The 26,194-nt window shown below is 68.2% G+C and carries 26 protein-coding genes; 19 read left to right on the forward strand and 7 right to left on the reverse strand.

The features are described from left to right. Nucleotide 1: 1 nt before the first annotated feature. Entirely contained in the window at nucleotides 2–1,198 is a 1,197-nt protein-coding gene (locus tag AC1MEQ_RS07240; RefSeq protein ID WP_479795276.1) for an acyl-CoA dehydrogenase family protein, read from the reverse strand. A gap of 11 nt (nucleotides 1,199–1,209) precedes the next feature. Further along, a complete protein-coding gene (locus AC1MEQ_RS07245; RefSeq protein ID WP_479795278.1) occupies nucleotides 1,210–1,989 on the reverse strand; it encodes a 3-hydroxyacyl-CoA dehydrogenase in 780 nt (259 codons plus the stop codon). A 111-nt stretch (nucleotides 1,990–2,100) separates the two neighbouring features. On the opposite strand from AC1MEQ_RS07245, the gene AC1MEQ_RS07250 reads away from it, so the two are divergent. Further along, entirely contained in the window at nucleotides 2,101–2,853 is a 753-nt protein-coding gene (locus AC1MEQ_RS07250) for a glutamine amidotransferase (RefSeq protein WP_479795280.1), read from the forward strand. Here the strand turns inward: AC1MEQ_RS07250 and AC1MEQ_RS07255 are convergent. Continuing rightward, a complete protein-coding gene (locus AC1MEQ_RS07255) occupies nucleotides 2,850–3,479 on the reverse strand; it encodes a YdeI/OmpD-associated family protein (RefSeq protein WP_479795282.1) in 630 nt (209 codons plus the stop codon). The two genes, AC1MEQ_RS07250 and AC1MEQ_RS07255, sit on opposite strands and share 4 nt — an antisense overlap. 69 nt (nucleotides 3,480–3,548) lie before the next feature. Between AC1MEQ_RS07255 and AC1MEQ_RS07260 the strand changes: the two genes are divergently transcribed. The 3 genes from AC1MEQ_RS07260 (at nucleotide 3,549) to AC1MEQ_RS07270 (ending at nucleotide 5,611) form a co-directional block, all read left to right on the forward strand. Beyond that, nucleotides 3,549–3,713 carry a CopG family transcriptional regulator gene (locus AC1MEQ_RS07260; protein WP_479795284.1) on the forward strand — a complete coding sequence of 55 codons (165 nt, stop codon included), beginning with the start codon at nucleotides 3,549–3,551 and terminating at the stop codon, nucleotides 3,711–3,713. Then, nucleotides 3,713–4,426: a VOC family protein gene (locus AC1MEQ_RS07265; RefSeq protein WP_479795286.1), complete on the forward strand. Its 714-nt coding sequence runs from the start codon at nucleotides 3,713–3,715 to the stop codon at nucleotides 4,424–4,426. The genes AC1MEQ_RS07260 and AC1MEQ_RS07265 overlap by 1 nt, the downstream gene beginning before the upstream one ends. A 69-nt stretch (nucleotides 4,427–4,495) precedes the next feature. After that, nucleotides 4,496–5,611 carry an NADH:flavin oxidoreductase/NADH oxidase gene (locus AC1MEQ_RS07270; RefSeq protein WP_479795288.1) on the forward strand — a complete coding sequence of 372 codons (1,116 nt, stop codon included), beginning with the start codon at nucleotides 4,496–4,498 and terminating at the stop codon, nucleotides 5,609–5,611. 159 nt (nucleotides 5,612–5,770) lie between these two features. Here the strand turns inward: AC1MEQ_RS07270 and AC1MEQ_RS07275 are convergent, their stop codons facing one another. Beyond that, nucleotides 5,771–7,243, reverse strand: a complete 1,473-nt coding sequence (locus AC1MEQ_RS07275) for a DHA2 family efflux MFS transporter permease subunit (protein ID WP_479796083.1) — start codon at nucleotides 7,241–7,243, stop codon at nucleotides 5,771–5,773. 243 nt (nucleotides 7,244–7,486) lie between these two features. Here AC1MEQ_RS07275 and AC1MEQ_RS07280 point away from each other — a divergent pair, with 243 nt between their 5' ends. Both AC1MEQ_RS07280 and AC1MEQ_RS07285 read left to right on the forward strand, forming a co-directional pair. Beyond that, nucleotides 7,487–8,026 (forward strand): NUDIX hydrolase family protein, encoded by a 540-nt coding sequence (locus AC1MEQ_RS07280; RefSeq protein WP_479795290.1) that lies wholly within the window; start codon nucleotides 7,487–7,489, stop codon nucleotides 8,024–8,026. Between the two features lie 9 nt (nucleotides 8,027–8,035). Continuing rightward, complete coding sequence (locus tag AC1MEQ_RS07285; RefSeq protein ID WP_479795291.1) at nucleotides 8,036–8,947, forward strand: DUF6707 family protein; 912 nt, start codon at nucleotides 8,036–8,038, stop codon at nucleotides 8,945–8,947. A 6-nt stretch (nucleotides 8,948–8,953) separates the two neighbouring features. Here the strand turns inward: AC1MEQ_RS07285 and AC1MEQ_RS07290 are convergent, their stop codons facing one another. Further along, on the reverse strand, nucleotides 8,954–10,021 hold the full coding sequence (locus AC1MEQ_RS07290) for an FUSC family protein (protein ID WP_479795293.1): 1,068 nt from the start codon (nucleotides 10,019–10,021) through the stop codon (nucleotides 8,954–8,956). Between the two features lie 259 nt (nucleotides 10,022–10,280). Between AC1MEQ_RS07290 and tgt the strand changes: the two genes are divergently transcribed. Then, on the forward strand, nucleotides 10,281–11,492 hold the full coding sequence (gene tgt, locus AC1MEQ_RS07295) for a tRNA guanosine(34) transglycosylase Tgt (protein WP_479796084.1): 1,212 nt from the start codon (nucleotides 10,281–10,283) through the stop codon (nucleotides 11,490–11,492). On the opposite strand, the gene AC1MEQ_RS07300 is transcribed toward tgt, so the two are convergent. Together AC1MEQ_RS07300 and AC1MEQ_RS07305 are read right to left on the reverse strand one after the other, a co-directional pair. After that, nucleotides 11,489–13,129, reverse strand: coding sequence for a DUF6297 family protein (locus tag AC1MEQ_RS07300; protein ID WP_479795295.1), 1,641 nt, complete (start codon nucleotides 13,127–13,129; stop codon nucleotides 11,489–11,491). The genes tgt and AC1MEQ_RS07300 overlap by 4 nt on opposite strands. 32 nt (nucleotides 13,130–13,161) lie before the next feature. Beyond that, complete coding sequence (locus AC1MEQ_RS07305) at nucleotides 13,162–13,851, reverse strand: ABC transporter ATP-binding protein (protein WP_479795297.1); 690 nt, start codon at nucleotides 13,849–13,851, stop codon at nucleotides 13,162–13,164. A 141-nt stretch (nucleotides 13,852–13,992) separates the two neighbouring features. On the opposite strand from AC1MEQ_RS07305, the gene AC1MEQ_RS07310 reads away from it, so the two are divergent. From AC1MEQ_RS07310 to AC1MEQ_RS07365, 12 genes are all read left to right on the forward strand, one after another. Then, a complete protein-coding gene (locus AC1MEQ_RS07310; RefSeq protein ID WP_479795299.1) occupies nucleotides 13,993–14,655 on the forward strand; it encodes a GntR family transcriptional regulator in 663 nt (220 codons plus the stop codon). Between the two features lie 230 nt (nucleotides 14,656–14,885). Beyond that, nucleotides 14,886–15,614 carry an SDR family NAD(P)-dependent oxidoreductase gene (locus AC1MEQ_RS07315; protein ID WP_479795301.1) on the forward strand — a complete coding sequence of 243 codons (729 nt, stop codon included), beginning with the start codon at nucleotides 14,886–14,888 and terminating at the stop codon, nucleotides 15,612–15,614. 28 nt (nucleotides 15,615–15,642) lie between these two features. Continuing rightward, nucleotides 15,643–16,203 carry a carboxymuconolactone decarboxylase family protein gene (locus tag AC1MEQ_RS07320; protein ID WP_479795303.1) on the forward strand — a complete coding sequence of 187 codons (561 nt, stop codon included), beginning with the start codon at nucleotides 15,643–15,645 and terminating at the stop codon, nucleotides 16,201–16,203. A 59-nt stretch (nucleotides 16,204–16,262) separates the two neighbouring features. Further along, a complete protein-coding gene (locus AC1MEQ_RS07325) occupies nucleotides 16,263–17,273 on the forward strand; it encodes a TAXI family TRAP transporter solute-binding subunit (RefSeq protein ID WP_479795304.1) in 1,011 nt (336 codons plus the stop codon). A gap of 6 nt (nucleotides 17,274–17,279) precedes the next feature. Beyond that, on the forward strand, nucleotides 17,280–17,804 hold the full coding sequence (locus AC1MEQ_RS07330; RefSeq protein WP_479795306.1) for a hypothetical protein: 525 nt from the start codon (nucleotides 17,280–17,282) through the stop codon (nucleotides 17,802–17,804). Next, complete coding sequence (locus tag AC1MEQ_RS07335; protein ID WP_479795308.1) at nucleotides 17,801–19,918, forward strand: TRAP transporter permease; 2,118 nt, start codon at nucleotides 17,801–17,803, stop codon at nucleotides 19,916–19,918. Before AC1MEQ_RS07330 ends, AC1MEQ_RS07335 begins: the two co-directional genes overlap by 4 nt. Further along, a complete protein-coding gene (locus AC1MEQ_RS07340; protein ID WP_479795310.1) occupies nucleotides 19,915–21,168 on the forward strand; it encodes an MFS transporter in 1,254 nt (417 codons plus the stop codon). The genes AC1MEQ_RS07335 and AC1MEQ_RS07340 overlap by 4 nt, the downstream gene beginning before the upstream one ends. After that, nucleotides 21,165–22,403, forward strand: a complete 1,239-nt coding sequence (gene lhgO / locus AC1MEQ_RS07345) for an L-2-hydroxyglutarate oxidase (RefSeq protein WP_479795312.1) — start codon at nucleotides 21,165–21,167, stop codon at nucleotides 22,401–22,403. The genes AC1MEQ_RS07340 and lhgO overlap by 4 nt, the downstream gene beginning before the upstream one ends. Nucleotides 22,404–22,435: 32 nt before the next feature. Next, nucleotides 22,436–23,296 (forward strand): dihydrodipicolinate synthase family protein, encoded by an 861-nt coding sequence (locus AC1MEQ_RS07350; protein ID WP_479795314.1) that lies wholly within the window; start codon nucleotides 22,436–22,438, stop codon nucleotides 23,294–23,296. Then, nucleotides 23,296–24,069, forward strand: coding sequence for an SDR family oxidoreductase (locus tag AC1MEQ_RS07355; RefSeq protein WP_479795316.1), 774 nt, complete (start codon nucleotides 23,296–23,298; stop codon nucleotides 24,067–24,069). Before AC1MEQ_RS07350 ends, AC1MEQ_RS07355 begins: the two co-directional genes overlap by 1 nt. Before the next feature lie 26 nt (nucleotides 24,070–24,095). Next, on the forward strand, nucleotides 24,096–24,956 hold the full coding sequence (locus AC1MEQ_RS07360; protein WP_479795317.1) for a fumarylacetoacetate hydrolase family protein: 861 nt from the start codon (nucleotides 24,096–24,098) through the stop codon (nucleotides 24,954–24,956). Nucleotides 24,957–24,991: 35 nt separating this feature from the next. Beyond that, nucleotides 24,992–26,194, forward strand: coding sequence for a CaiB/BaiF CoA transferase family protein (locus tag AC1MEQ_RS07365; RefSeq protein WP_479795319.1), 1,203 nt, complete (start codon nucleotides 24,992–24,994; stop codon nucleotides 26,192–26,194).

Here is a 26,194-nt window from a genome sequence, read left to right on the forward strand (position 1 = left end):
GTCAGGCGATGGCGGAGATTCCCGTGACGGCCCGGCCGACGATGAGCTGGTTGACGTCCTGGGTGCCTTCGTAGGTGTAGACCGCCTCGGCGTCGGCGAAGATCCGCGCCATCCGGTGGTCGGCGACGATCCCGTTGCCGCCCAGCGCGGCCCGGCCCAGGGCGACGGATTCGCGCATGCGCTCGGTCGTGAAGGCCTTGGCGAGCGCCGCCTGGTCCATCCTCTCGGTGCCTTGGGTCTGGGCGTGGGCGATCTGGACCATCAACGCCATCGAAGCGGTGGCGTTTCCCAGCATGGTCGCCAGCTTCTGCTGGATCAGCTGGAAAGCGGCCAGCGGGCGGCCGAACTGCTCGCGTTCGAGCACGTAGGCGCGCGCGACGTCGAAGGCGGCCAGTTGTTGCCCGACGGCCAGCCAACCGACCATGATGCGGCTGGAGCGCAGCAGCTGGTTGGTGTCGGAGAACGACTCGATGCCCGGGAACCGGTCCGCCTCGGAGACCCGGACATCGCGCAGGACGACATCCGCGTTCTGGACGGTGCGCAGCGAGATCTTGTTCTCGATCCGCGAGGTGGATACCCCGGGCAGCGTGGTGTCCAGGACGAATCCACGCACGGCGCCGGTCTCCTCATCGAGGGCCCAGAGCAGCATGTGCTCGCAGAAGGTGCCGTTGCCGATCCAGCGTTTGGCCCCGTTGATGATCCAGGTGTCCCCCGCGCGGCGGGCGCGGGTGTCCATGCCCTTGGCGACGTCGGAGCCGTGGTCGGGCTCGGTGAGGGCGAAGGCGCCGGTGGTGCGCAGTGCCACGGCGTCGGCCAGGTAGCGTTCGCGCTGTCCCTCGGTGCCAAAGTCATACAGGGACTCGACGAAGAGGTCGTGGTGGATCATGAAGAACGTGGCCAGGGAAGCGTCCGCCCGGGCCAACTCGGCGATGAGCAGCCCGTGGAAGAGATGCGAATAGCCGTGCCGGGTCGGGGTGCTCACACCCAGCGCCCCGAGCTGCGGCAGTAGGTGGAACGGGAACTGCTCCGCCGTCCACCACGCCCCGGCGAAGGGGGTGACGTGCTCGGCCACGAAGGCGCGGACCTCGTCGAGCTTGGCGCGTTCGCGATGATCCAGTTGGGCTTCGATGTCCAGGAAGTCGGCGCCCGGTAGGCTTCGACCCCCCGGCGCGGACAGGGCGTCGGGTTGCTCGGGCATGCGGCCCCGGCCTACTTCGGTGCCATGCGGATGGCACCGTCGAGCCGGATGGTCTCGCCGTTGAGCATCTGGTTCGCCACAATGTGCTCCACCAGTGCCGCATACTCCGTGGGCTTGCCCAGGCGCGAGGGGTGCGGGACCTGGGCTCCGAGCGAGTCCTGGGCCTCCTGCGGCAGGCCGGCGAGCATCGGGGTCTCGAAGATGCCCGGCGCGATGGTCATGACGCGGATGTACTGGCGGGCGAATTCGCGGGCCAGTGGCAGCGTCATGGCGGCGACCCCGCCCTTGGAGGCGGCATAGGCAGGTTGGCCGATTTGCCCGTCGAAGGCGGCCACGGAGGCCGTGTTGACGATGACGCCACGCTCTTCGGTGCCGGTCTCCTCATCCAGGATCGGCTCCGTCGCGGCGATGGCCTCGGCGGCGAGCCGGACCACGTTGAAGGTGCCGATGAGGTTGATGGCCACGACCTTCTGGAAGGCTTCCAGCGGCAGGACACCATCGCGGCCGAGGACCTTGCCGGGGGTGCCGACGCCAGCGCAGTTGACCACGATGCGCAGCGGGGCCAGGTCGGAGGCAACCTCGACGGCCTGGCGCACCTGGTCCTCGTTGGTGACGTCGGCGGCCACGAAGCGTGCACGCTCGCCCAGACCGGCGGCGGTGTCTTCACCGGCCGAGGACGGCAGGTCCAACAGGACCACATGCGCTCCGGCGTCGTAGAGCTTCTTGGCGGTTGCGGCCCCCAGGCCGGACGCGCCACCGGTGATGAGGGCCGAGGCCCCGGCGATCTGCATTGATGCTCCCAACGTGCGGCACACACCGCTTAGTTAATGGTTGCTAACTCAAATCACACTCTAGTGCGTGAAGCCCGCGTACTCCACCCCTTCGCGTCGTAGGATGCGGTCATGAGCCCCGCAACCGGTAGCCGCCCCTTCCTGCTGATCTCCACCCGCGACGACCCCGTGGCCGCCGAGGACGAGGTCCGCGGTTTCCTTGCGGCCGCGGACCTCTCCCCCGATGACCTGGTGGTGCACGCCCTGGACGCCGCACCCCTCCCGGCGGATCTGGATCTGGACGACTACTCGGGCATCCTGCTCGGTGGTGGGCCGTTCAACTCCTCGGATGACCCCGCGCGCAAGTCCACGACCCAGGTGCGGGTCGAATCCGAGCTCTCCGCACTGCTGGACCGGCTCGTCGAGCGCGACTTCCCGTTCCTGGGTGCCTGCTACGGCGTCGGGACCCTGGGCGTCCACCAGGGAGGCACGGTGGACCGCACCCATGCCGAACCGGTCGGCACCGCCCATATCGAGCTGACCGACGCCGGGGCCAGGGACCCCCTCGCTGACGGGCTGCCGCGGGGCTTCGACGCGTTCGTCGGACATAAGGAGGCGATCTCGCAGTTGCCCGACCACGCCGTACTCCTGGCCACGTCGGCGACCTGTCCGGTGCAGATGTTCCGCGTCGGGGCGAACCTCTACGCCACCCAGTTCCACCCAGAACTCGACGGGGATGGGCTGGCGACCCGCATCGCCGTCTACCGCGACGCCGGGTACTTCCCCTCCGAGATGGCCGGCGAGCTCACCGAGTTGGCGCGCTCGGTGGACGTCTCCTGGCCCTCGCTGGTCCTGCAAAACTTCGTGCGGCGCTACCGGCGCTAGGACTCGGCCGCAAGCTTGCGCGAGCGCCGGGGTGCCTCCTCAAAACCCGGCTGGGCATGGGGTGCCTGCCCGGCCTCGAGCATCGCCACGTATTCTGCGGCCTTGCGGACCTTGGATTCGGCCCTCTTCAAGGTGTGGATCCGGTAGTAGAGGGCAAACCGGTTGGTGCTGTTGAGCCGGTCGTAGGCCTCCCGCGCGGCGGGGTGGCCCTCGAATGCCTCGATCAGTTCCGGCGGCAGCCGGGCACTCGCGGGTCCGGCGTAGGCGGCGTCCCAGCGCCCGTCGGCCCTCGCCGCCTCGACCTCGGCGGCCCCGGCGGCAGCCATCCTGCCTTCCCCGATCAGCCGGTCGACCAATCCGACGTTAGTGGCCGACCAGGCGCTGCCGGAGCGCCGTGGAGTGAAGCGCAGCAGGTAGCTCTCCTCGTCGCGGCTGCCGGCCCGGCCGTCGATCCACCCGAAGCACAGCGCCTCGTCCAGGGCCGCGGCCCGGGTCAAGGCGGTCGCCGACCCGCCCTTCTTGTGCACAACGAGGCGGACACCCGCACTGGAGGCGTGGTGCTCCTCGAGCCAGGAACGCCAGGTAGCGGCATCGGGAAGCAGGAGTTCGGGAAGCGGCGTGGCCATCCGACCATTCCAGCAGAACCCGGAGCCGGGGTCTAGACGCATCATTGCTAAATTGCTAGCATTCTAAACATGCTCATCGAATCGACTCCCGATCCGGACCGCAAGGTCCAGTTCAACGTCTACCTGCCCGCTGGCCTGGTCCGCGAGGTCAAGCACGCGGCCATCGATGCCGAGGCCTCGCTGTCCGCCTACGTCGCCGACGTGCTGGCCGCCCACCTGAAGGAGAAGCCCTGATGCTGCGCGTCACCCCCATCCAGTTCACCGAAAAGCCAGACGAGTGGGCGCTGCTGCTCGAGGCGCTCGGCCTCGTGCGGGCCGTCCACGCCAACGGATGGCAGGAGTTCGATTCCGCCTCCGGCCGGTTCCGCCTCCATGCCCCCGACGCCGCCCACGCTGCCGGCACCCTGCGGTTGGCCTTCGAGGTCGGGGACCTGGACGAGTTCAGCCGGCGCACCCGGGAAGCGGGCACCGCCGTCGTCCTCTCCGAGGAGGGCCACGGCCGCACGGCCACCATCACCGGGCCCGACGGCCTATCCTTCACCGCCACGGTCGAGGCGGCCCGCCCCGCATCGGAAGCCGCCGACCCGGCCCTGCGGGTCCTCGCCCTGTGGATGACCCCGGATCCCGAGGGCTCCGCCGCGACCCTGCGGGCCATCGGCGCACGTCCGGAGATCGCCAGTGACACCGGCGGCTGGCTCCAGTTCCGTGCCAAGAACGGCGGCCTCGTCGCCACGCATGCGGGCACCAGCGCGCACGCCGTGCCCAGCTTCCAGTACGACGGCGATGTCCGGCACCTGCAGGAGCGGCTGTTGGCCGCGGGACTGGCCGCGGAGCTGATCGACGAGTCGTACGGGCTCACCGTACGCCTGGCACATCCCGACGGAGGGGAGGACCTCTGGATCAACGAGGCCCAGCATGACCTCTACGGCTACCACCGCGTGGACTGACGCCATCCACCCGGAGCCCGCCCCGGGCCGACGGGAATAGGCACGGGTGGGGCGCCGTTGCCCATTCACGTGACTCGACTCTTCGAACCTGTGACCTTGTCCGCCCCCGCCGGTCCCGGCCTGGCCCTGCGCAACCGCGCCACGCTGGCACCGATGTGCCAGTACTCGGTGACCGCCAAGGACGGGGTGCCCCATGCCTGGCACATGACCCACTTGGGCTCCCGGGCGGTCGGCGGCTTCTCCCTGGTTTACACCGAGGCCACCTCCATCTCCCCCGAGGGCCGGATCTCCGACCAGGACACCGGTCTGTGGAACGATGCCCAGCGCGACGCTTGGGCCCCGATCGTTGACTTCATCCACTCCCAGGGTGCCGCCGCCGGCATCCAGCTGGCCCATGCCGGCGCGAAGGCCTCCACCTACCCGTGGCTGCCCGCGGCCGCCGCCTCCGGCGCCCGCGGCACCATGCCGCCGGAGGAGGGCGGCTGGCGGACGCTGGCACCTTCGGTCACCGACGTCCACGGCTTGGACGCCCCGGCCGAGATGACCATCGAACAGATCCAGGCCTCGATCCGCGACTGGGCCGAGGCAGCCCGGCGGGCGGATGAAGCCGGGTTCGACGTGATCCAGCTCCACGGAGCCCACGGCTACCTGATCCACCAGTTCCTCTCCCCGCTGGCCAACCACCGCACCGACGAATACGGCGGCAGCTTCGAGAACCGCACCCGGTACGCCCGTGAGGTCATCACCGCGGTGCGCGCCGCCTGGCCGGACCACAAGGTCCTCGGCATCCGCTTCTCCGGCGAGGACTGGGTCGAGGGCGGCTGGCGGATCGCCGATACCGCCCGCTTCGCCGCGGAGGCCCGCGAACTCGGGGTCAGCGCGTTCGACCTGTCCAGCGCGGGGATCGGCGCCTTCCACGGGCCCACCGGACCGGGCTACCAGGTGTCCCTGGCCACCGCGGTCAAGGAGGCCCTGGCCGGCACCGACGCCTTCGTCACCGCCGTCGGGATGATCACCGAGGCCACCCAGGCCGAGCACATCCTGGTCACCGGGCAGGCGGACGGGGTCAGCATCGGCCGGGCCGCCCTGGTCGAACCCTACTGGCCGGCCCTGGCCGCGCGGGAGCTGGGGATCGACCGGGATGAGAACCCCCGTGCCCCGCAGTACTGGCGGGCCGGCTGGTAGGAATCACCGCCGCCGCGGAAGCGGCTCCGAACGAAACGAAGTCCGGGTGGTGTCGGCTCGAAGCACCGCTTCGGCCTGCACAACCCGGACTTCGTTGCCTGCGGCCGGCCCCCGACGGGAGCCCCCGACAGGCGGCCCCGCGGTCAGGCGGCCCCGCGGTCAAGCGGCCGGTTCGCCAACCTTCTTCCGCCCCAGGAACAGGCTGAGCACGATCAGCGAGAGGCTCACGATCGCCGCGGTGAGGAACCCGTGCCGGAATCCCTGCACCTGGGCCTCGACGGCGGTGGACCCGGCCAGCGCGGCGGCCGCAGTGGAGGAGGCCATGATGCCCACCAGCAGGGCAGTGCCCGCCGCGCCGCCGAGCTGCTGCAGCGTGCTGAGCACCGCGGCGCCATGCGAATGCAACCGGTGTGGCAGGGGGTTCAGGCCCGTCGTGAACGCCGGGGTGAAGATGAACGCGAAGCTGACCGACATCGCCAGGTGCAGCACCAGCAGCCACCAGATCGGGGTGTCGGCGGCCAGCCGCGAATAGGAGAACATCACCGCGGCGAGCAGCACGGCGCCGGGGACCATCAGCGGGCGCGGTCCCACCTTGTCGTACATCCGCCCCACGAAGGGTGCCAGCAGGCCCATCAGCAAGCCGCCGGGCAGCAGCAGCAGGCCGGTGCCCAGGGTGTCGAGCCCGCGCACGTTCTGCAGATAGATCGGCAGCAGGATGATCACCCCGAACAGCGAGACCATCGCCAGGACCATCAGCACCAGCGAAATCGTGAAGTCGCGGTAGGTGAAGGGCCGCAGGTCCAGCAGCGCCTGGTCGTTCTTCTGCAGGCGCAGCTGCAGCAGCGTGAAGGCCGCGAGGGCGACGAAGGCCACCACCAGCGCCACCAGCGCACCGGCATCGGGCCCCTGCCCGCCGCCCTCGTGGCCGCCACCGATCTTGCTCAGCCCGTAGACCAGGCCGCCAAAGCCGGGAATCGCCAGCAGGATCGACGGGATCGAGAACGGCATGGTCCCGGCATCGGCGTCACGGGAGAGGCGGCGGGCGCCGGCAAAGAGCGCGATGAGGGCGATCGGCAGCACGATCAGGAACATGAACCGCCACGGCAGGAACTGCAGGATCAGCCCGGAAATTGTCGGGCCGACGGCCGGGGCCACGGAGATCACGATCGACACGTTGCCCATCACCGCACCGCGGCGGGACGGGGGCACCAGGTCCAGGATCGTCGTCATCAACAGCGGCAGCATGATCGCCGTACCGCTGGCCTGGATGACCCGGGCACCGAGCAGGACCTCGAAACCGGGTGCGGTCCCGGCCAGCAGCGTGCCCAACGAGAACAGGCCCATCGCGAGCATGAACACGGTGCGCATCGAAAAACGCTGCAACAGGTAGCCGGTGGCCGGGATGACCACGGCCATGGTCAACATGAACGCGGTGGCCAGCCACTGCACGGCGTCGGCGCTCACGTCGAAGGCGACCATCAGTCGGGGCAGCGCCACGTTCATGATCGTCTCGTTGAGGATCACGACGAAGGCGGAGACCAAGAGCACGCCGATGGTCATCTTGGCTTCCGGGGCGAGACGCCCATCGGGTACGACGGCGGTATCTGCCGTTGTGGGGTGCCCCGGGATCATGGGGCGGTCTTCGGATAGCACGAGGGGGTCCTCTGGTAAATCGGCCAACGGCGGGGCCGTGGGCGATGGTCATCGACGGGAGGAAGGAACCGAAAGAGTCATCGGGGCTTCCAAACCACTATAAACCGGCACCTGTCGCCGCGTATTCCCGACGTGGTGTATTCCACAGGTCATTTCGGTCAATCCGGCGTCCCTCGGGATGGGGCCGTGAAGTGTCGGTGCGGATGCGATAAACATGGGGGTATGAACGTGCGCACCCCGGACCCGAATCCCGGCTGGCTGTCCGACGAGGACCTCTACGAGGCCCGTCAACGCCTGCCCATCCTCTATGTGGAGGCCATCCCGGTCCGCCTGGACCCGCTGGGGTACGTCAACGAGGTCGGCCTGCTCTACACCGCGGATGCGGCGGGGCAGTTCACCCGGACGTTCGTCTCGGGCCGGGTGGTGTACCGCGAAACGATCCGGGCCGCCCTGGTCCGGCACATGGAGAAGGACCTGGGGCCGATGGCCATGCCGCAGCTGCCCCTGAGCCCGGTGCCGTTCACGGTTGCCGAGTACTTCCCCTCCCCGTCCGAGACCGGGCTGACCGATGAACGCCAGCATGCCGTCTCGCTGGCCTACGTCATCCCCGTGCGGGGCGAATGCAACCCCCGCCAGGACGCCCTCGAACTGACCTGGCTGACCCCGAGCGAGGCCCTGAGCCCGTCCATCCGTGACGAGTTCGCCGGCGGCCGCGCCAACATCCTTCGACAGGCGCTGGCCCACGCGGGCTGGTGCGAGTAGGAAGTGACATTGCAGCACGATTACATCCGTGCCGTTCGCGCCGAAAAGGTGGCACGCGGCGACCGGTTCATCACCCGAACGGGCACCCCCAGCCTTCCGGTGTCCGGCTTGAGGACTGTCCTGGACAGCTTTGGCACCCCGGCCTACATCGAGGCCACGCTGGATGACGGGCAGAAGGTCACGATCGCCCATGGTTCGACCATCCGTGTCCACACGAGCGCGCCCCCACCGGAGGCAACGCTGGATGAGTTGACCGTGATCCCCGTGGAGGACGGGTCGCCGGAGGCCGTGTTGATCGCGATCGCCCGGGAATACCCGTGGGACCAGCGGGTGCTCGGCCCCATCGCGAAGCTCAGCCGCGGTTTCAACCCCAAATCCGGAGCCCAGCTGGAAGATGTGCGCGACCTGGCCCACCTGCTCTTCGTCGAGCTCGACGACCAGCCCAATGTCTGGCGCGCCCTCGAAATCCTCACCGAGCTGCCGTTCGACGGCAACTTCGGCCGCTGGAAGTCCATCCAGTCGGCGTTGGCGATCGCCGCCTACCTCTCGGCCTCCAACGGCGACCTCGAGGCGGCCCGCCGGTTCTCCGAGTCGCTGCGGGTGACCGACCACATCGAGGAGGATCCGCTCAAGGCCAAGCTGACCGCCGAGCTGCGCCAGCGCCAGCTCGACGAGCCGAACCTGTTCGACCGGGAGATCCACCGCGCGACGGCCGCCGAGGATGCACCGGCGATCCGCTCCTGGCGGATCGAACGGCTCGATGCCCTGCTCTACCTGCTGGCCCACGGCGGATCACGCACCCTCGAGCGCGACGAACTGCAGCGGATGATCGACCACGAGCTCACCACGTTGCGCACCCTCGATGCACCGGACGCGCCGGACCGCGAGGCCGGCGGAGAGGCATCGGCTACGAACGCCTGAGTGTCCTCAGCCGGTGGCGGCGCCGGCCTGCATCCGGCGCCGCAACGCCGAACCGGCCAGCGCCACGGCGACGCCGATGACGGAGCCGATCACGGTCTCCAGCATCCGGTCGTAGAGCAGCTGGGTGCTCATCCCCGCCATCAGGGCGGTGCCGACCAGCGCCAGCGGGGTGACGCAGACCTGGGCCCAGAAGTAGTTGCGGGTGATCAGCATCTCGGCGCCGAACTGGGCGAACCCGAGGAAGAGGATGATCGCCCACGGGTTGGGATTCACGACGATGATCACCGCCATCACGCCCAATCCGGCGATCGTGCCCAGCACACGGTGCAGGCCACGGGCGATGCGGTGTCGGGTCGTGTGCCCCACGAGCGGAACGACGGCGGCGACCATCGCCCAGTAGGGATGCCCGGTGCTCAGCACCGGCGACATCAACAGGGCCACACTCCCGGCCAGACCGGCGGCGAGCAGGTAGCCGACCGATTCGATGCGGATGGCCGTGCGCACCCCGGGGGTCAACGGGCGTAGCCCCGCCCCGGTCCAGCCGGTGCGCCGCGAGGGGGCGATCTGCCCGAGCTGGCCGATGCAGATGCCCAGCACGATCGTGCTGATCGCCGCCGCCATCGAGATCCCGAAACCGGGCACCGTGGGAATCGAGGCGATGGCCGCGAAGCAGAAGATGTGGAACAGCGAACCGGCGGGGCGCAGCTGCAGGAACCCGGTTGCCAGCGAGCACATCCAGGCCACCAGCGTCGTCAGGACGACCACGGTCCACCCGCCGGCCACCGTGTCATGGTCGATGAGAAAGCGGTTGGAGGCCCAGGAGGCGGCCATGACCAGCAGGAAGAGGGCACCGGCCCGAGACTGGGCACGCAACCGGTCCCGATGGGCGGGTACCCGACCGAAGATGTTGGTAAAGGCACCGAAGATCGCGAAGATCGCCAGGTCCAGCCGGTTGGTGCCCAGCAGCACGACCAGCGGAAGGAACACTCCGAGCCCGCAGCGCACCCCGATCCACGGGTCCCTGTCGCCCGGGCCGAGCGTCAACAGGCGGCGCAAGGTCAACGGGTTGTCCACGGGAGCTCCTGGGTTGGCCTGGACGGCATCTGGCGGGAAAGCAGTACGACGACGACGCACCGACCTCCCCTTCCAGCCTATGACCCGCGGGGTACGCTGCGCGCGGTTTCGCGGGGCTCGTTCGTCACAGTCGTGCCTCCGCATGGGGCAAAATGGTGGGGTGTCTGCCTCCGATCCCACCGCCGCTGTGACCACCGACTCCCCCGTGCCATCCGGGCACCCGAGCCAAGAGGCGTTCTCCTTCGAGGTCGGGACGCGCATGGTGGAGCCCGATGGCTCCACCGGACTGGGGCGCACCGGCATCATCCACACCCCGCACGGTGACATCAGGACCCCGGCCTTCATCGCGGTGGGCACCAAGGCCACCGTCAAGGCGGTGCTCCCCGAATCGGTCGCCGGCCTCGGCGCGCAGGCGGTGCTGGCCAACGCCTACCACCTCTACCTGCAGCCCGGATCGGACATCCTCGACGCCGCCGGCGGACTGGGCGCGTTCATGAACTGGCCGGGCCCGACGTTCACCGACTCGGGCGGATTCCAGGTCATGTCGCTGGGCTCGGGGTTCAAGAAGGTCATCGACATGCAGGTCTCCACGGCCGACGGGGGCGACGACACCGTCGCCCCGGGCAAGGAACGCCTGGCCAACGTGGACGAGGACGGCGTCTGGTTCAAGTCCCACATCAACGGGGACCGGCACCGCTTTTCCCCGGAGATTTCCATGGGCGTCCAGCACCGCATCGGCGCGGACATCATGTTCGCCTTCGACGAGCTGACCACGTTGCATAATTCGCGCGGCTACCAGGTCGAGTCGCTCGAGCGCACCCGGCGGTGGGCCGAGCGCTGCATCGTCGAGCACTTCCGGCTCACCGATGAGCGCGCCGCCAAGCCCTACCAGGCACTATTCGGGGTCATCCAGGGCGCCCAGTACGAGGACCTGCGCCGCAAGGCGTGCACCGACCTGGGGGCCATGCCCTTCGACGGGTTCGGCATCGGCGGTGCCCTGGAGAAGAAGAACCTGGGCACGATCGTCGGCTGGTGCTCCGAGGAGCTGCCCGAGGACAAGCCCCGCCACCTGCTGGGCATCTCGGAACCGGACGACCTCTTCACCGCCATCGAGAACGGGGCCGACACCTTCGACTGCGTCTCCCCCACCCGGGTCGCCCGCAACTCGGCGTTCTACACCGCGCACGGCCGGTTCAACCTCTCCGGCACCCGCTACCGCTCGGACTTCACCCCGCTGCAGGACGGGTGCGACTGCTATACCTGCATGCACTACACCCGCGCCTACATCCACCACCTGTTCAAGGCCAAGGAGCTGCTCAGCCACACGCTGATCTCCATCCACAACGAGCGCTTCGTGGTCTCGTTGGTGGACCGGGCGCGCGAGGCCATCGAGGACGGCACCTTCGCCGAGCTGAAGGCATCCACGCTGGCGGCCTACTACGCCGGCCACCCGGACCCGCAGGGGCGCTAGATCGGCTGCGTCCGATAACCCCCGGCAAACCAGCCTGCCACCCCGACGCCGGCGGCGACCGCCACCAGCACCCCCGGCACGGGGGCCAGCAGCAGGGCGACCCCGAGAGGCGCCAGGGCAATGAGCATCAGCTCCATCCCGTGCACCGCGTGCCCAATCAGTGGCCGGGCGCCCTTGCCCAGGACCTGCCGCTGCAACACCGATTCCCAGTCCAGTTCGGGCCGGTAGGCCACCCGCAGCGATCCGCCGGCCAACCCGATCCCGCACAGGGCCCCCATGGCCACCAGCATCGCCCAGGCGCCGGGGGCACCCGGCCCGGCGAGCGCCCAACCCAGCAGGCCCCCGGCCAACGCGCCCCACGGCACGAGCACGGCCAACGGCAGCAGCCCATGCGCCCGCCGCGCGGCCCCGGCGTCGAGGGGTAACAGGGCGTCCAGCCCCGGAACGCGTGCCGCCTCTGCGGCGGCGGCTCCCGCCGCCTGGGCGGCCAGGATCCCCGCCAAGGCGGTCGACACACAGAGCACGACGGCGGAACCTCCCCCGTGGGCGGTGACCGTCCCGGCCAGCAGGGCCAGGCTGGCCAACATCCGGGCCCACACGGTGCCCGTGCGCAGTAGCACCAGGGCTTCGGCGCGCAGCAGCGCCGCCACCGGGGACCCACCGAAGCGGGCGGGCAGCAGCCGGGCCCAGACATCTCGGACGTGGGAGGTTCGCCGCGGCCCCCGCGCGAAGGAGCGGGCCAACGACCGGACGTCGAGCAGCGCGATCGAATTTCCCGCCTGTCCACTGATGCCGCCGGCGTCGAGCAGGTCCGAGGTGCGGATCCTCTCCAGCTGCTGGTGAACCAGCAGCCAGCCGGCCACCACGACGGGCACCAGGACCACCGGAGCCAGCCAGTTGCCGGCGGCGGGCCAGGCGGAGGGAAGCACCGGCCAGAGCCCGGCGAACGGCGAGCGTGCGGCGCCGGCCGCCCGGGAGACGGCGTCGATGGCATAGGCCAGCGCCAGCAGGACCCCGGTCGCCATGAGCGCCCGGGCGAAGCCGTGCCGGATCCGGGCGGTCTGGGCAGCGGCGGCCGCGAGGCCCAACACCACGAATTCCAGCCCCAACGTAGCGCACCCCGCGATGAGCCCGGCCATCGGTGGCCCCGTGTACCCGAACGGGCCGGCGGTGCCGGCGGAGAGCCCCAGCGGCAACCAGGCGACGACCCCACCGGCGAAGACCCACGTGAGGCGGATCCGCAGTTGCCGGGCCAACATCGGCCCCCGATCCACCGGCAGCGACAGCCACCAGAACCCCTGGGCGCGATCCACCGCGACGGGCCCCAGCCCGCTCAACAGCCCGCCAACTCCCAGCAGGGCGATCGCCAGGAGCGCGGATCCGGCATCGGCGGCCGGTACGACTGCGATGCCCGGCCTCACGAGTCCGGCCGTGCCGGAATCCCGTAGGCCCTGAGCCAGGAACTGGACCAGGCCGAGGACGTAGGCCAGCAGGATCCCAGCTCCGAGGATCCCGATGTAGATGTCATTCCAGCGCTCGAACCGCTCGGCGCGCCGACGGTCTCGGCGCAGCCTGCGCGTGGTGGCGGAGGGGTCGAAGCCGGTCGGCGGCCCCGCTGGCACCCAGGCGGGGAACACGGGCCTCCCGCTTGGCCCCCCGGGCGAAGCGTTCATGCGCCGCCGATCGCTGCGGCACCCTCGTTGGCGGTGGCGAAGCGCAGCCCGTCCCCGACAATCAGGCACCGGTCGACCACCGTGGTGAGGAGGATGGCATCGTGCGTCACGAGCAGGACGGCACCACCGTTCTCGATCCGGGCACGCAGGCGCACCGCGAGCTGGGCCCGCATCGGCGGGTCCAGCCGTTGTTCCGGTTCGTCGAGGACCAGCAATTCGGCCGGACGGATCAACCCGGCCGCCAGCAGCAGGCGCCGGCGTTGTCCGGAGGAGAGCGCGCCGGGCAGGGCGTCCCGGGCGGCGCCGAGCTCGAAGAACTCCAGTTCCCGTTCGACGGCTTCCTGGCCGTCGGGCACGCCGTGCCCGGAGACGATGAGCTGCAGGTGCTCCTCGACAGTCAGCGAATCGAAGAACGCGTCCTCGTCGAAGACCGCGGAGACCAGCCGCCGGTGGACGTGGGAGGTGTCGTCCGTGAAGACGCCCAGGACGGCGGCCCGGCCGGAGACCGGTGGCTGGCGGCCGACCAGTGTGCGCAACAGGGTGGATTTGCCGGCCGCGTTAAGCCCGACGATGCCCAGCGCGTCGCCCCGGTCGAAGACCAGGTCCAGCGGACCGCAGACCTCGAAATCCCCGTATCCGGAGACCAGGTCGCGTGCGGTCAACAACGGTGCATCCTGCGGTTCCATGCCTCCAGACTAGTTGCCCCGGCAAGGGCCTCGACCGCCGATCCGGTGCACCGGCAGCCCGGGAAGCGCGGCCTGCTGGCCCATCCGTGGTGGACTAGAGTGCAAGACAGATATCGGTGACGGACTTTACGGGAGGCGTGGATGAACGACACGCCCGCAAAGCGTCCCCCCACGGCACAGGCTTTCGCTCTGGCCGAACTGCGCCGCATGATCATCGCCGGTGACGTCGAGGCCGGCCAACCGCTCCGCCAGGACGCCCTCGCAGCCCGCCTCGGCGTGAGCCGGGTTCCATTGCGTGAGGCCTTCAAGGTCCTCGAGGGTGAAGGGCAAATCGCCTACGAACCGCACCGCGGCTATCGGGTCGCCGAACTCTCCCTCGCGGATCTGCTCGAGGTCTACCGCATCCGCCAGCTACTGGAAACGGAAGCCGCACACGCTGCCACCAGCCGGGCCGGCGAAGCCACCATCAAAGCCATGAAAGACGCCGCACAGGAGGTGGAGCGCTCCAGTGCCGGTGCCGAGCTCCTGCCGATGACCGCGGCGAACCGACAGTTCCACTTCGCGCTGTTCTCGGCCGCCGGGATGCCGCGCCTTGAACGTCTCATCGCGATGCTCTGGGATGCTACGGACACATACCGGTTCATCTACTACGGAGTCCCCACCAACCGGCAGCGCGTGGAAGCCGAGCATCAGCTCATCATCGATGCCTTGGCGGCGCGGGACGCACCGCTCCTGATCCGGCAGCTCGACGAGCACCGAAATCACGCAGTCGACGCACTGCGGGTCTTCCTCAACGGGCAGTAACCACCCTCCCGGCGTCCCCTTCCCGACGCCTGCAGATTCGGCAATGAATCCCTTCGTGCGCGCGCCGGGGAACACCAACATGTGACGGGGGTTACAAATTGTCTTATTTTTGGATACAGTCTCCAATGATGTCGCGGTCCGCAGTTCACGAGTCTGCTCCGGTCGCAGCGACTACAGCGTTCGGCCCGGTTCCACCAGGCCGTCCGGGCACCGAACGAGGGGAACTTGCTGTGGAGAACTGGCTCGGCCTGGCGAACCGGCGCGTGCTCATTGCCGGTGCTGGCGGAATCGGCACTGCATGTGTGGCTGCCTTCACCGCGGCCGGCGCCAGAGTTGCCGTCGCCGACCTGGACGAAGCCCGTCTGGCCGGCCTTGGCCACCCCCTGTTGGCGGACTTCTCGACTACCGCCGGCTGCGAGGAGGCGATCACCCGGGCCGTCGACGCACTCGGGGGGTTGGACATCCTGGTCCACGCCGTCGGGATCAACCACCGCGTGCCCATCGTGGACACCACCGACGACGACTGGGACCGCATTATCGAGGTGAACCTCTCCAGCGCCTTCCGACTGGGCCGGGCTGCCGGCCGGCATATGGTCGACGCCGGTTGGGGCCGCCAGATCTATTGCTCCTCCGTCTCCGGTCTGCTCGCCCACCCCAGCCACGGCGCCTACGCCGCGACCAAGGGAGGCATCAACCAGCTGCTGCGGGTCATGGCGCGCGAGTGGGCGCCGCACGGCGTCACCGTCAACGCCATCGCCCCGGGATACACGGAAACCGATCTCACCCGGGCCCACCTGGACCAGCCCGGCGTGCGCGAGAACCACGAATCCCTGGTGCCCGCCGGACGACTGGGGTCCGTCGAGGACCTCACCGGGCCCGTCCTCTTCCTAGCCTCCGAACGGTCCGCCTTCGTTACCGGACACGTCATGTATGTCGACGGAGGCCGCACCCTTGTCTAGCCGCTTCCCCTTAGTGCAGCCGGATGCGATGACCCCGGAACAAGTCACCCTGTACGAGGAGATCACCGCACCGCCACGGGCCGACGGTCCCTTCCGGATCCTGAACGACGACGACAGCCTGGCCGGGCCATTCAACGCACTCCTGCAGTCGCCCGCCATTGGCCATGCCGTCCAGGCGCTTGGCACGGCCATCCGCTTCGGCGGCAAGCTCCCGGGCCGGACCCGCGAATTGGTGATCTGCTTCGTCGCCGTTGCGCTCGATGCCGGGTACGAATGGTACGCACACAGCCGGGTGGCGCTCACAGCAGGCATCACGCCGGAGGAACTCGAACAGATCCGCGCCGGGGCCGTCCCGGACGACGCCTCCGATGTCGATACGACGGCGCTCCTGCTCGCACGGGGGCTGATCACCGAAACCCGCATCACAGACCAGTTGCATGCCCGCGCCCTGGAACACCTGGGCCACGAGGGAATCACCGAACTGACCATCCTGGTGGGGTACTACAGAACCCTTGCCGGGCTGCTGGCCGTCGCCGACGTCCCGCTTCCGAGCGACGCCACACCGATGGAAGGAAGGGAGCACCACTAAAAGTCGGGAAAGACCGCATCGCGTCCCATCATCACCGCCACCTTCCTAGGGAGAAACCCATGTCACACACCCCGCACCGCATCCGTCGCTCGCGTTTGATTGCCCTTGCCGTCCTGGGGCCGGCACTGTTCCTCAGCGCCTGCGGCAGCCCCGCCAACAACTCCGCCGGAGGTGACGGTGCAGACTCAGGCGACGGCGGAACACTGTCCATCGCCACCGGCGGCACCGGCGGCGTCTACTACCCGCTGGGCGGCGGTTTTGCCACCGTCATCCGCGACAACGTGGACGGATACGACGCCACCGTTCAGGAAACCAATGCCTCAGTCGACAACATGCTGCTCATCCAGAACGGCGCCGCGCAGCTCGCGTTTTCCGTGGGCGACGTCGTCTCCGACGCCGTCGAAGGCGCCGGTGAATTCGAAGGCAACGCACTGAACGTCTGTTCGCTCGGGAACACCTACAACAACTTCCTGCAGCCGGTGAGCGTTGAGGGTACCGGCGTCAAAAGCGTCGAGGACATGAAGGGCAAGGTGGTCTCCGTCGGTGCACCAGGCTCTGCGACCGAAGTTGCCGCTGTCCGCACCATCGAAGCCGCCGGCCTCGATCCGAAGAAGGACATCGACCGCCGCCAGCTCGGCGTCGCCGAGACCGTCGCGGCGCTCCGCGACGGCACCATCGACGCCGGTTTCTGGTCAGGTGGCCTGCCGACGGGTGCACTGATCGACCTCGCATCCGACGGCGACATGGTGATCATTCCCATCGGCAAGTACGCCGACGCACTGTCCACGGAGTACGGCAAGTACTACGCCGAGAAGGAAATTCCCGCAGGCACCTACGAAGGACAGGCCAAGGCCATCTCCGTCGTGGCCTCGCCGAACATCCTGGTTGCTTCCAAGGACATGGACGAACAACTCCAGCAGGACATCACCACGGCGATCTTCGAACACAAGAAGGAACTGGTCCAGGTCCACCCGGCCGCATCGGAACTTGACCCAACCACCGCCGGGGAGATGCCATTCGTTGAGACCTGCCCCGGGGCGCAGGCCTACTTCGACCAGGCGGGAAGCTAGCCGTCCATGCGCCGTCAGCTCGCCGTCGTCGTCACCGTCCTCATGTGTCTGGGCTTGCTCGCTGTCGTGTGGGGCGGCACGTCCGAGCCTGCCTCGGGGCATGGCGGGGCCGCCGAACACACGCTCGTGATCAGCAACGACGACGGCGAACTGGCCGACGTGCCCGTGACCGGGGGCACCTTTGCGGTCAGCTACCGCAATTCGATCTACCAGACGCTGGCTGAGGAGCGCTACGTGGTCCAGCCCGACGGAACCTTCCGACTGGTGGAAATCGCCGCGGACCAGCTGGCCGTCCTCGAGGAGTACTACGGCGTTCCCGGTGCCCCGACGAAGGCCGCGCCAACGGACCGCCGCAACTACGTCGTGCCGCCGGACCCCGCGCATCCCGTGGTGTTCGAGACGCTCTCCATCGCTGGCACCGACCTGGGCCAGCGCACCCTCCATGTCCCGGACGAGCCGCCACTGGAACTGTGGCCGCTGGTCGAGGACGACCACCCGTTCGTTGTGCTAGATATCAAGGAGACCCCATGACCGAGCGATCTGACGTCGCTGGTGCGGCAACCGCCCGTTCATCGCGACCCGATGAAGCGGGGGACGGGCCGAAGTCCTCAGCCCCCCAGCGGTTGGACGGCAGTCCCGACCCAGTGACCACTTCGGGCGGCCCCCTTACTGTGGAGACGGATTCCATCGATGAGGATGCACTCATTGCCGAGTTCGAAGCGGAGAAACCGGCACGGCAACTGAGCGGAATACCCGCCCAGATCGTCAAGATCTTGGGCGTCGCCCTGTCGGCATTCGGCTTGTACTGGGTATTCAACCCCATGGCCACGCAGTTCTACCTGCCGGCATTCCTCATGCTCGGTCTTTCGCTGACGTTTCTGGTCTACCGCGGTGGGGGACGATCGGGTAAGGCGAAGCAGGCCGGCAAGGTAGACAATCCGAACATCCTTGACTGGGTACTCGCCGTCGTCGCCGTCGTGCCCTTCGTCTACATCATCTCCGACTGGGACGCTTTTTTCCGGCGCGCCATCATCCCCACCTACCTCGACCTGATCATGGGAACGATCGCCATCCTGATCGTGCTCGAGGCGTGCCGCCGAACGGTCGGCATCCTGGTACCACTGGTCGTGCTCTTCTTCTTTGCCTACGCTTATTTCGGCCCGTACTTCCCGGACCCGTTCCAGACGTCCGCATTTGGCTGGATCCGCCTCGTCGGCCACAACGTCATGGGCACCCAAGGCATTTTCGGTGTCCCGACGGACGTCGCGGCGACCTACATCATCCTGTTTACGATCTACGGCGCCGTGCTCGGAGCGTCCGGTGCCACGAAATTCTTCATCGACCTTTCCTTCTCGGCCTTCGGCCAGTCACGGTCCGGCCCGGGACGGACCGTGACGCTGGCCGGTTTTCTGCTTGGCACCGTATCGGGTTCGGGCGTCGCCACAACGGTCACCCTGGGCGGAATTTCCTGGCCACTATTGCGCCGCGCGGGGTACCCGAAGGAGCATGGCGGCGCGGTGTTGGCCGCCGCGGGCATTGGCGCCATCATGTCGCCACCCACTCTGGGTGCCGCAGCGTTCATCATCGCCGCGCTGCTGCATGTCTCCTACCTTCAGGTGTTGATCTGGGCGACCATCCCCACCCTTCTGTACTATCTCGGCATCATCCTGGCCATCGAGATGGATGCCCGGAAGTTCAAGACCAAAATCGTCGACTTCGAGGTCCGGCCCGTCGGGAAGCTCCTCCTGCGCTTCGGCTACCATTTCAGTTCCCTGATTGCGATCGTCGTTTTCATGGCCCTGGGCATGACCCCGTTCCGCGCCGTCGTTTTCGCTACGGGGCTGGCTTTCGTGCTCAGCTTCCTGGAGCGTGATTCATGGATGACCCCCAGACGCCTCTGGAACGCACTGGCAACCGGCGCGACGGGCGCGCTCTCCGTCATCCCGGTGATGGCCGCGGCGGGTTTGATCGTCGGCGTCATGACCCTGACGGGACTGGGACTGAAACTGGCCAACATCATCGTGGACTTCGCCGGCGGTAGCCTGCTGCTGACCGCGATCTTCTCGGCCATCTCGGTCATCCTGCTCGGCCTCGCGGTACCTGTCACGGCGAGCTTCATCATCTCCTGGGTCATCATCGGGCCCGCTCTGCAGGATGTCGGCGTTGCACCCTTCGCCGCAGCCATGTTCATCTTCTACTACTCGGTACTCAGCGAAGTGTCGCCTCCCACGGCGCTCTCGCCGTTCGCAGCATCGGCCATCACCGGCGGTAAACCCATCAAGACGATGTGGCTGACGTGGCGGTACACGCTCTCCGCCTTCCTCGTACCGTTCATCTTCGTGCTCACCGGGCCGGGCGTCGGCCTGCTCATGCAGGGCGGGATCGGCACGGTGCTGCTGGCTCTGCTCGTTTCGACGATTGCCGTCGCCGCGCTTGCGGTGACCACCGGCGGCTGGATCCTGGGCCCGGCGAACTGGCTGGAGCGTACTTTGATCGGCATCGGCTCCCTGCCCATGCTGGCCATGGAACCGATGTGGTTGGCCATTGGCACCGCCCTGATCGTTGCTGGCCTGGCGCTCCATGTGGTGCGCAGGAGGCGCCATGCCCATGACTCACCGGCGTCGGAAGTCGAACCCGCCCGGTGACTACTGTGCAGTCCAGACGGCCCATTGCGACCCTGTTTCAGGCCGTCTACGTCACCACCACGGGGGTGCTCCCGGCGTTCCTCCTCGGCGCCCTGGCAGTACAGATCCGGGAGGACCTCCAGCTCGGTCCAGCAAAGATGGGCATGGCGGCAGCAACGCTGTTCGCCGTATCCGGAATCCTCGCGCGGCCACTGGGCGGCGTCGTCCAGCGTCTGGGTGCCGGCCGGGGCATGGCCATCTCGGCCGCCCTGGCTGCACTCGGGTTGGCAGGGGCCGGCGCGGCCCCGTCGTTCTCGATCCTGGTTGCGGCGCTCTTCATCGGTGGAATGGCGAACGCCATGGCCCAACCCGCTGCGAACCTCGGAATCTCGAGGAGTATCGGTAACAACCGGCTCGGCTTGGCCTTCGGCATCAAGCAGTCGTCAATTCCCGCGGCGTCGATGTTGGCCGGGTTGGCGGTTCCCGGAATCGCGTTGGTCCTGGGCTGGCGGTACGCGTTCTTCAGTGGCGCGGTCCTCGCCACCATCCTCGCGTTGTGGACCCTGTTCCGTGGGCAGCATCCCACGGGACCGACGACGCCGGCGAGCCATACCGAGGACCGCGGGACACCGCGTGCTGGGTTGGTCGTCCTCACCATCGGCGCTGGACTGGCAGCGGCAGCATCCACCTCGCTTGGAATATTCCTCGTGGACTCCGCCGTCCTGATGGGTATCCCGCAAGGCACTGCCGGAACGCTCTTTGCCGTGTCCGCGATGTTGGGGCTCGGCGTGCGGATCCTTCTCGGCGCCCTGATGGACCGCATGCCGGGGCGCAGCCCGTACGTGCTGATCGCGAACCTGCTCGTGGCCGGCGTCCCGGGGTACCTGCTACTCAGCGTCGGGACCGAGACACTGGTGGTGCTCGGTGCCCTGCTGGCCTACAGCGCCGGCTGGACGTGGCCCGGACTGCTGCACTTCGCCATCGTCCGGGACAACAGGCTCGCGGCCGCCTCCGCAACCGGCGTCGTACAGACCGGGCTCTCACTCGGCGCCGCCGGCGGCCCGTTGGGGTTTGGTTTCCTGGCTGGCGGCACCTCCTACTCCATCGCCTGGGTGGCGACCGGAGCCGTTGCCCTGGCGGCAGCCATCACCTTCCGGATCGGACGCCGGATGGTCCGCAAGTCGCGCGGGCAGCCGGTGTTCATGCTTCGGCGTCGGCCCACCAGTCCACCATCAGCACTCGACTTATTGCCACCAAAGGAGAACCAATGACACCTCAGCGTTACGCAGTAGTGGGTGGCGGCATCTTGGGCGCAGCCGTGGCGCGCCGGCTACTGGCGGTCCACCCCGAAGCCCAGGTCACCATCTTGGAGAAGGAGCCGACGCTCGCGGCGCACCAGACCGGTCGGAACAGCGGGGTCGTGCACGCCGGGCTCTACTACACACCCGGCTCCCTGAAGGCGCGGTTGTGCCGCCGGGGAGTGGAGTTGCTGAACGAGTACTGCTCGGAACGCGCCCTGCCGTACAACGAATGCGGAAAGGTCCTGGTGGCGCGCAACGCGGTGGAGGAATCACGTCTCGCAGACATCATGAGCCGTGCCCAGTCCAACGGCGTGCCCGGCGTCCGCCTCCTCGATCGCGAGGAGCTCCGCTCCATCGAACCCCACGTGGAGGGCACCTCCGGACTCCACTCGCCCCGGACGGCCATCGTCGATTACGGCGCCGTCACCTGCGCATTGGCCGACGACGTCGTGGCGGCCGGCGGCACCGTACACACCTCTTTCGAAGTCACGGCGTTCACCCGCCGTGGCACCGAGATGGTCGTGACCGGTAAGCACCACGGTGCCGAAACCGCCGAGGTTTTCGACTCCGTCATCACCTGCGCCGGGTTGCACGCCGACCGGGTGGCACAACTTGCCGGAGGCGAGGACGGCCCGAAAATCGTGCCCTTCCGCGGCGAGTACTACCTCCTGCGCCCCGAGCGGCGTCACCTCGTCCGGGGCCTGGTCTATCCAGTGCCCGATCCCCGGTATCCCTTCCTCGGCGTCCACCTCACTCCTCGGGTGGACGGTGAAGTCATGGTGGGGCCCAACGCCGTGCTCGCCCTTGCCCGGGAAGCGTATGGCTGGAGCACGGTCTCCCCTTCCGACCTGGGAGACGCCATCGCCTACCCGGGATTCCGGGCCTTCGCGAAGAAGCATTGGCGCACCGGCGCACGTGAAATGCTCAGTTCGCTGAGCAAGCGCAGGTTCGTGGCCGAGGCGCGGAAGTACGTGCCGGAGCTGACCGCCGACGACGTCGTTCCCGGCCCACGGGGAAATCGTGCGCAGGCCCTGGACCGGGATGGCTCGCTGGTGGATGACTTCCGGATCACCCGGAATGGGCCCGTGCTCAGTGTCCGCAACGCTCCCTCTCCCGCTGCCACGTCCTCACTGGCCATCGCCGAGCACATTGTTTCGTTGGTCATCGATCAAGATCCCGACCGGAAGGACGGCACCGCATCATGAACGCCACCCCGTTAGCCCGAGGTCTTTGGGGCGTGCTCGCAACTCCGTTCGCCGGATCCGAGTTCGCCGTTGACACCGATTCATTGCGCCGGGAGGTCCAGCTCTACTTGGACATTCCGGCAGCCGGCATGGTGGTGCTCGGCGTGTTTGGCGAAGGCGCAGCCCTGGACACTTCCGAGCAGGAACTCGCGGTCCGCACTGTCGTCGATGAGGCCGGGGGAACGCCGATCGTCGTCGGATTGTCGGCGCGCACCACCAGCGTCGCCATAGAGCAGGCGCACACCGCCGTCGCTGCTGCAGGCGGAAGCCTGGCCGCGCTCATGGTGCAGGCCAACACCGACAACCCCAAGGCAGTCAGCGCCCACCTGCACGCCATCCACCAGGCCAGCGGTGCGGGGATCGTCCTGCAGGACTACCCGGCGGCCTCCGGCGTGAAAATCGGCACCACCCAGGTTTTGGCCGTCACGAAGGATTGCCCGTTCGTCGTCGCCGTGAAGTCCGAGGCACCGCCCACCGCCGCCGCCATCGCGCAACTCACCCGGGCCCTGGGCATTCCGGTCTTCGGTGGGCTCGGAGGCGTCGGGCTAATCGATGAGCTCGCCGCCGGAGCCGCCGGAGCCATGACGGGTTTCTCCCATCCGGAAGCCCTGCAACTGGCCATCACCGCACACCAGGATGGGGGTTTCCCCGCAGCCCGCGAGGCGTTTGCCCCCTGGCTTCCGCTGGCCAACTTCGAAGGCCAGCCCGGCATCGGGCTGGCCTTGCGCAAGGAAATCCTCAAGCGCCGCGGCATCATCGCCGAATCGCTCGTCCGGCCGCCTGCGGCCACACTGCCGCAGGAGCTTGCCGACATGATCGACGCACACCTCGAAGCAGTGAAGGAGCTGGTCTGATGGATACCGGACTGAAGGGAAAGAACGTGCTGGTGCCTGGCTCCAGTTCCGGCATCGGCCTGGCCATCGCGCAGGCTATGGCCGAAGAGGGAGCCAACGTGGTCCTGGCAGCACGCCGCGAAGAGGTGGTGCAAGCCGAGGCCGCCAAGCTGCCCTCCGCCGTCGGCATCGGCTTGGACCTCACCGACGCGGGAACACCGGACGCGTTGGTCAAGGCCACGGAGCAGGCCTTCGGGCCCATCGACGTGATGGTCCTCAACGGCGGCGGCCCTCCCCCGGGCAGCGCGTCGGATGTCACAGACGAGCAGGCACTGGCCGCCATCCATCAGCTACTGCTTCAGCATATTCGGCTCACCACCTTGGTCCTGCCGGGAATGCGTGAGCGCCGCTGGGGGCGGATCATCGCCGTCGGCTCCAGTGGGGTTCAGCAGCCCCTGCCCAACTTGGCCCTGTCCAACATCGGCCGCGCCGGCTTGTCCGGATACCTCAAGACCCTCGCCACCGAGGTCGCAACCGACGGGGTCACCGTCAACATGGTGCTCCCCGGCCGCATCGACACCAACCGGGTGGCGTCCCTCGACGCCGCCGTCGCCCAGCGAACCGGAATGACGCCCGAAGATGCCCGGAAGTCCTCCGAGGCCGGCATCCCGGCGGGTCGGTACGGCAAGCCGGAGGAGTTCGCCGCCGTCGTCGCGTTTCTGGCGAGCGGCCCGGCGGCATATGTCACCGGTGAGCAGATCCGCGTCGACGGCGGAATGGTCCGCAGCTACTAGTCCCGACAAGCCACGAAAGGGAACCAATGAAACATACCCTGCATCTCTGCTCGATCCGTGAGGGATCGGATGAACCGGCCGCCGTCGTCCACCCACAGCGCGGCCTGGTACGAGTCCGTGACCTGCTTCCGGATTTCCACGGCGATATGCGCTCGATCCTCGCCGAGGGGCTGCTGGAGCAGCTGCAAGAGCTGGCGGAAGCCGCCGCGGACGACGTCTTCAGGGACCCGGGCAGCGTCGTCTTCGGTGCGCCCTACCGGCATCCGCGGATGTTGTGGGGAATCGGGCTGAACTACGTGGAGCACGCCGCGGATCTGTCCGAAGGTGTGCCGGAGGAACCGGCATCGTTCATCAAGGGCGACCATACGGTGATCGGCCCGAGCGAGGACATCCCCTTGCCGGCACAGAGCGAGCGCACGACGACGGAGGCGGAAGTCGCCGTGGTCATCGGCCGCTACTGCCGAAATGTGGAAGTCGGGGAGGCCCTGGACTACGTCGCCGGCGTCGTTCCGGTACTGGACCAGACCGCGGAGGACATCCTGGAGCGCAACCCGCGTTTCCTCACCCGGGCCAAGAACTTCCCGGGGTTCTTCTCGTTCGGCCCGCGGATTGTGCCGCTGGCCGAGGCGATCGGCGACGGAACGCTGGCGGACATGGAGGTCGCCACGGTGGTCAACGGGGAAGTGCGTCGTACCAACATCGTCGCCAACATGCGCTACAGCCCCGAGTACCTGATCAGCTTCCACAGCAAGGTGATGCCGCTCTACCCGGGCGACATCATTTCCACCGGCACTCCCGGAGCCATCCACGTGGTGCCCGGGGACAGGGCCGAATGCCGGGTTTCCGGCGTCGGCACACTCAGCAATCCCGTGACCTCCGCCCCTTGAGGACACCCACCACCACATCAGGAGGATGACGCGCCATGAACACCGTCAATAGTGCATCGCAGGACGGCACCGAACATCGGTCGGGGCCGCTGGAAGGCATCCGGGTTGCCGACTTTTCCCGCGTCCTCGCGGGGCCCTACGCCACGATGATGCTCGCCGACTTCGGAGCCGACGTCATCAAGGTCGAGAGCCCGGCCGGGGACGACACCCGGTCTTGGATTCCCCCGGTGGACGAACACGGCGTGGGAACCTACTTTTCCAGCGTGAACCGGAACAAGCGCTCCGTGGTGTGCGACCTGCGCACCGACGACGGCCTTGCCAGTGCCCGCGCCATTGCACTGGATGCGGATGTGGTGATCGAGAACTTCCGCCCCGGCGTCATGGAGAAGTTCGGCCTGGATTTCGAGACCCTGCACGCCGAACGGCCGGAATTGGTGTACTGCTCCATCACCGGGTTCGGTAGCACCGGCGGCGCCCAGCTGCCCGGCTACGACCTGCTGGTGCAGGCTGTCGGCGGACTGATGAGTGTCACCGGGTCGTTGGACGCGGAGCCGAGCAAGGTGGGGGTGGCGCTGGTGGACGTGATCACGGGGCAGAATTCCGCCGTCGGCGTTCTCGCGGCACTGCGGCACCGGGACGCCACCGGGCGGGGGCAGCGGATCGAGGTGAACCTCCTGTCGTCCCTTCTCGCCGGCCTGGTGAACCAGGCGTCAAGTACGCTGGCGACCGGGGAGGCGCCGCAGCGGATGGGCAACGCCCACCCGAGCATCGCACCCTATGAGACGCTGCAGACACAAAACGGGCCGCTGGCAGTCGCCGTCGGCACGGATCGACAGTTTGCGGGGCTTGCTCGGGTACTTGGTGTACCGGAACTGGCCGAGGACCCGCGGTTCCGCACCAACACCGTCCGGGTCGAGCACCGCGTCGAGCTCAAGGCCCTCCTCGAAGGGGAGCTGCTCCGCAGGCCCGCGGCACAGTGGGCCACGATGCTCAGTACCGAGGGGGTGCCGGCAGGGAAGGTGAATTCCATTGCCGAGGCCCTCCAACTAGCCGAGGATCTGGGTCTGGCCCCGTCCGTCCAGATCGCCGACGCCGCCGGCTCGCGGACCAGCCGTCAAGTGGCCAACCCCATCCGACTCTCCGAGACCCCGGCCACCTACCGGCGCCTGCCGCCGCTGCTGGGCGAACACCACGATGCGGCCTTCGCGGCGCTCTCCACCACGTCAATTGGAAAGTAG

It is taken from the genome of Arthrobacter sp. ASL1 (assembly GCF_056680475.1).

What these genes read in the sequence shown, in the direction of transcription:
- AC1MEQ_RS07240 (WP_479795276.1), bottom strand. Translation starts at nt 1,198, where the DNA reads ATGCCCGAGCAACCCGACGCCCTGTCCGCGCCGGGGGGTCGAAGCCTA.
- AC1MEQ_RS07245 (WP_479795278.1), bottom strand. Translation starts at nt 1,989, where the DNA reads ATGCAGATCGCCGGGGCCTCGGCCCTCATCACCGGTGGCGCGTCCGGC.
- AC1MEQ_RS07250 (WP_479795280.1), top strand. Translation starts at nt 2,101, where the DNA reads ATGAGCCCCGCAACCGGTAGCCGCCCCTTCCTGCTGATCTCCACCCGC.
- AC1MEQ_RS07255 (WP_479795282.1), bottom strand. Translation starts at nt 3,479, where the DNA reads ATGGCCACGCCGCTTCCCGAACTCCTGCTTCCCGATGCCGCTACCTGG.
- AC1MEQ_RS07260 (WP_479795284.1), top strand. Translation starts at nt 3,549, where the DNA reads ATGCTCATCGAATCGACTCCCGATCCGGACCGCAAGGTCCAGTTCAAC.
- AC1MEQ_RS07265 (WP_479795286.1), top strand. Translation starts at nt 3,713, where the DNA reads ATGCTGCGCGTCACCCCCATCCAGTTCACCGAAAAGCCAGACGAGTGG.
- AC1MEQ_RS07275 (WP_479796083.1), bottom strand. Translation starts at nt 7,243, where the DNA reads ATGATCCCGGGGCACCCCACAACGGCAGATACCGCCGTCGTACCCGAT.
- AC1MEQ_RS07280 (WP_479795290.1), top strand. Translation starts at nt 7,487, where the DNA reads ATGAACGTGCGCACCCCGGACCCGAATCCCGGCTGGCTGTCCGACGAG.
- tgt (WP_479796084.1), top strand. Translation starts at nt 10,281, where the DNA reads ATGGTGGAGCCCGATGGCTCCACCGGACTGGGGCGCACCGGCATCATC.
- AC1MEQ_RS07305 (WP_479795297.1), bottom strand. Translation starts at nt 13,851, where the DNA reads ATGGAACCGCAGGATGCACCGTTGTTGACCGCACGCGACCTGGTCTCC.
- AC1MEQ_RS07310 (WP_479795299.1), top strand. Translation starts at nt 13,993, where the DNA reads ATGAACGACACGCCCGCAAAGCGTCCCCCCACGGCACAGGCTTTCGCT.
- AC1MEQ_RS07320 (WP_479795303.1), top strand. Translation starts at nt 15,643, where the DNA reads ATGACCCCGGAACAAGTCACCCTGTACGAGGAGATCACCGCACCGCCA.
- AC1MEQ_RS07325 (WP_479795304.1), top strand. Translation starts at nt 16,263, where the DNA reads ATGTCACACACCCCGCACCGCATCCGTCGCTCGCGTTTGATTGCCCTT.
- AC1MEQ_RS07330 (WP_479795306.1), top strand. Translation starts at nt 17,280, where the DNA reads ATGCGCCGTCAGCTCGCCGTCGTCGTCACCGTCCTCATGTGTCTGGGC.
- AC1MEQ_RS07335 (WP_479795308.1), top strand. Translation starts at nt 17,801, where the DNA reads ATGACCGAGCGATCTGACGTCGCTGGTGCGGCAACCGCCCGTTCATCG.
- lhgO (WP_479795312.1), top strand. Translation starts at nt 21,165, where the DNA reads ATGACACCTCAGCGTTACGCAGTAGTGGGTGGCGGCATCTTGGGCGCA.
- AC1MEQ_RS07355 (WP_479795316.1), top strand. Translation starts at nt 23,296, where the DNA reads ATGGATACCGGACTGAAGGGAAAGAACGTGCTGGTGCCTGGCTCCAGT.
- AC1MEQ_RS07360 (WP_479795317.1), top strand. Translation starts at nt 24,096, where the DNA reads ATGAAACATACCCTGCATCTCTGCTCGATCCGTGAGGGATCGGATGAA.
- AC1MEQ_RS07365 (WP_479795319.1), top strand. Translation starts at nt 24,992, where the DNA reads ATGAACACCGTCAATAGTGCATCGCAGGACGGCACCGAACATCGGTCG.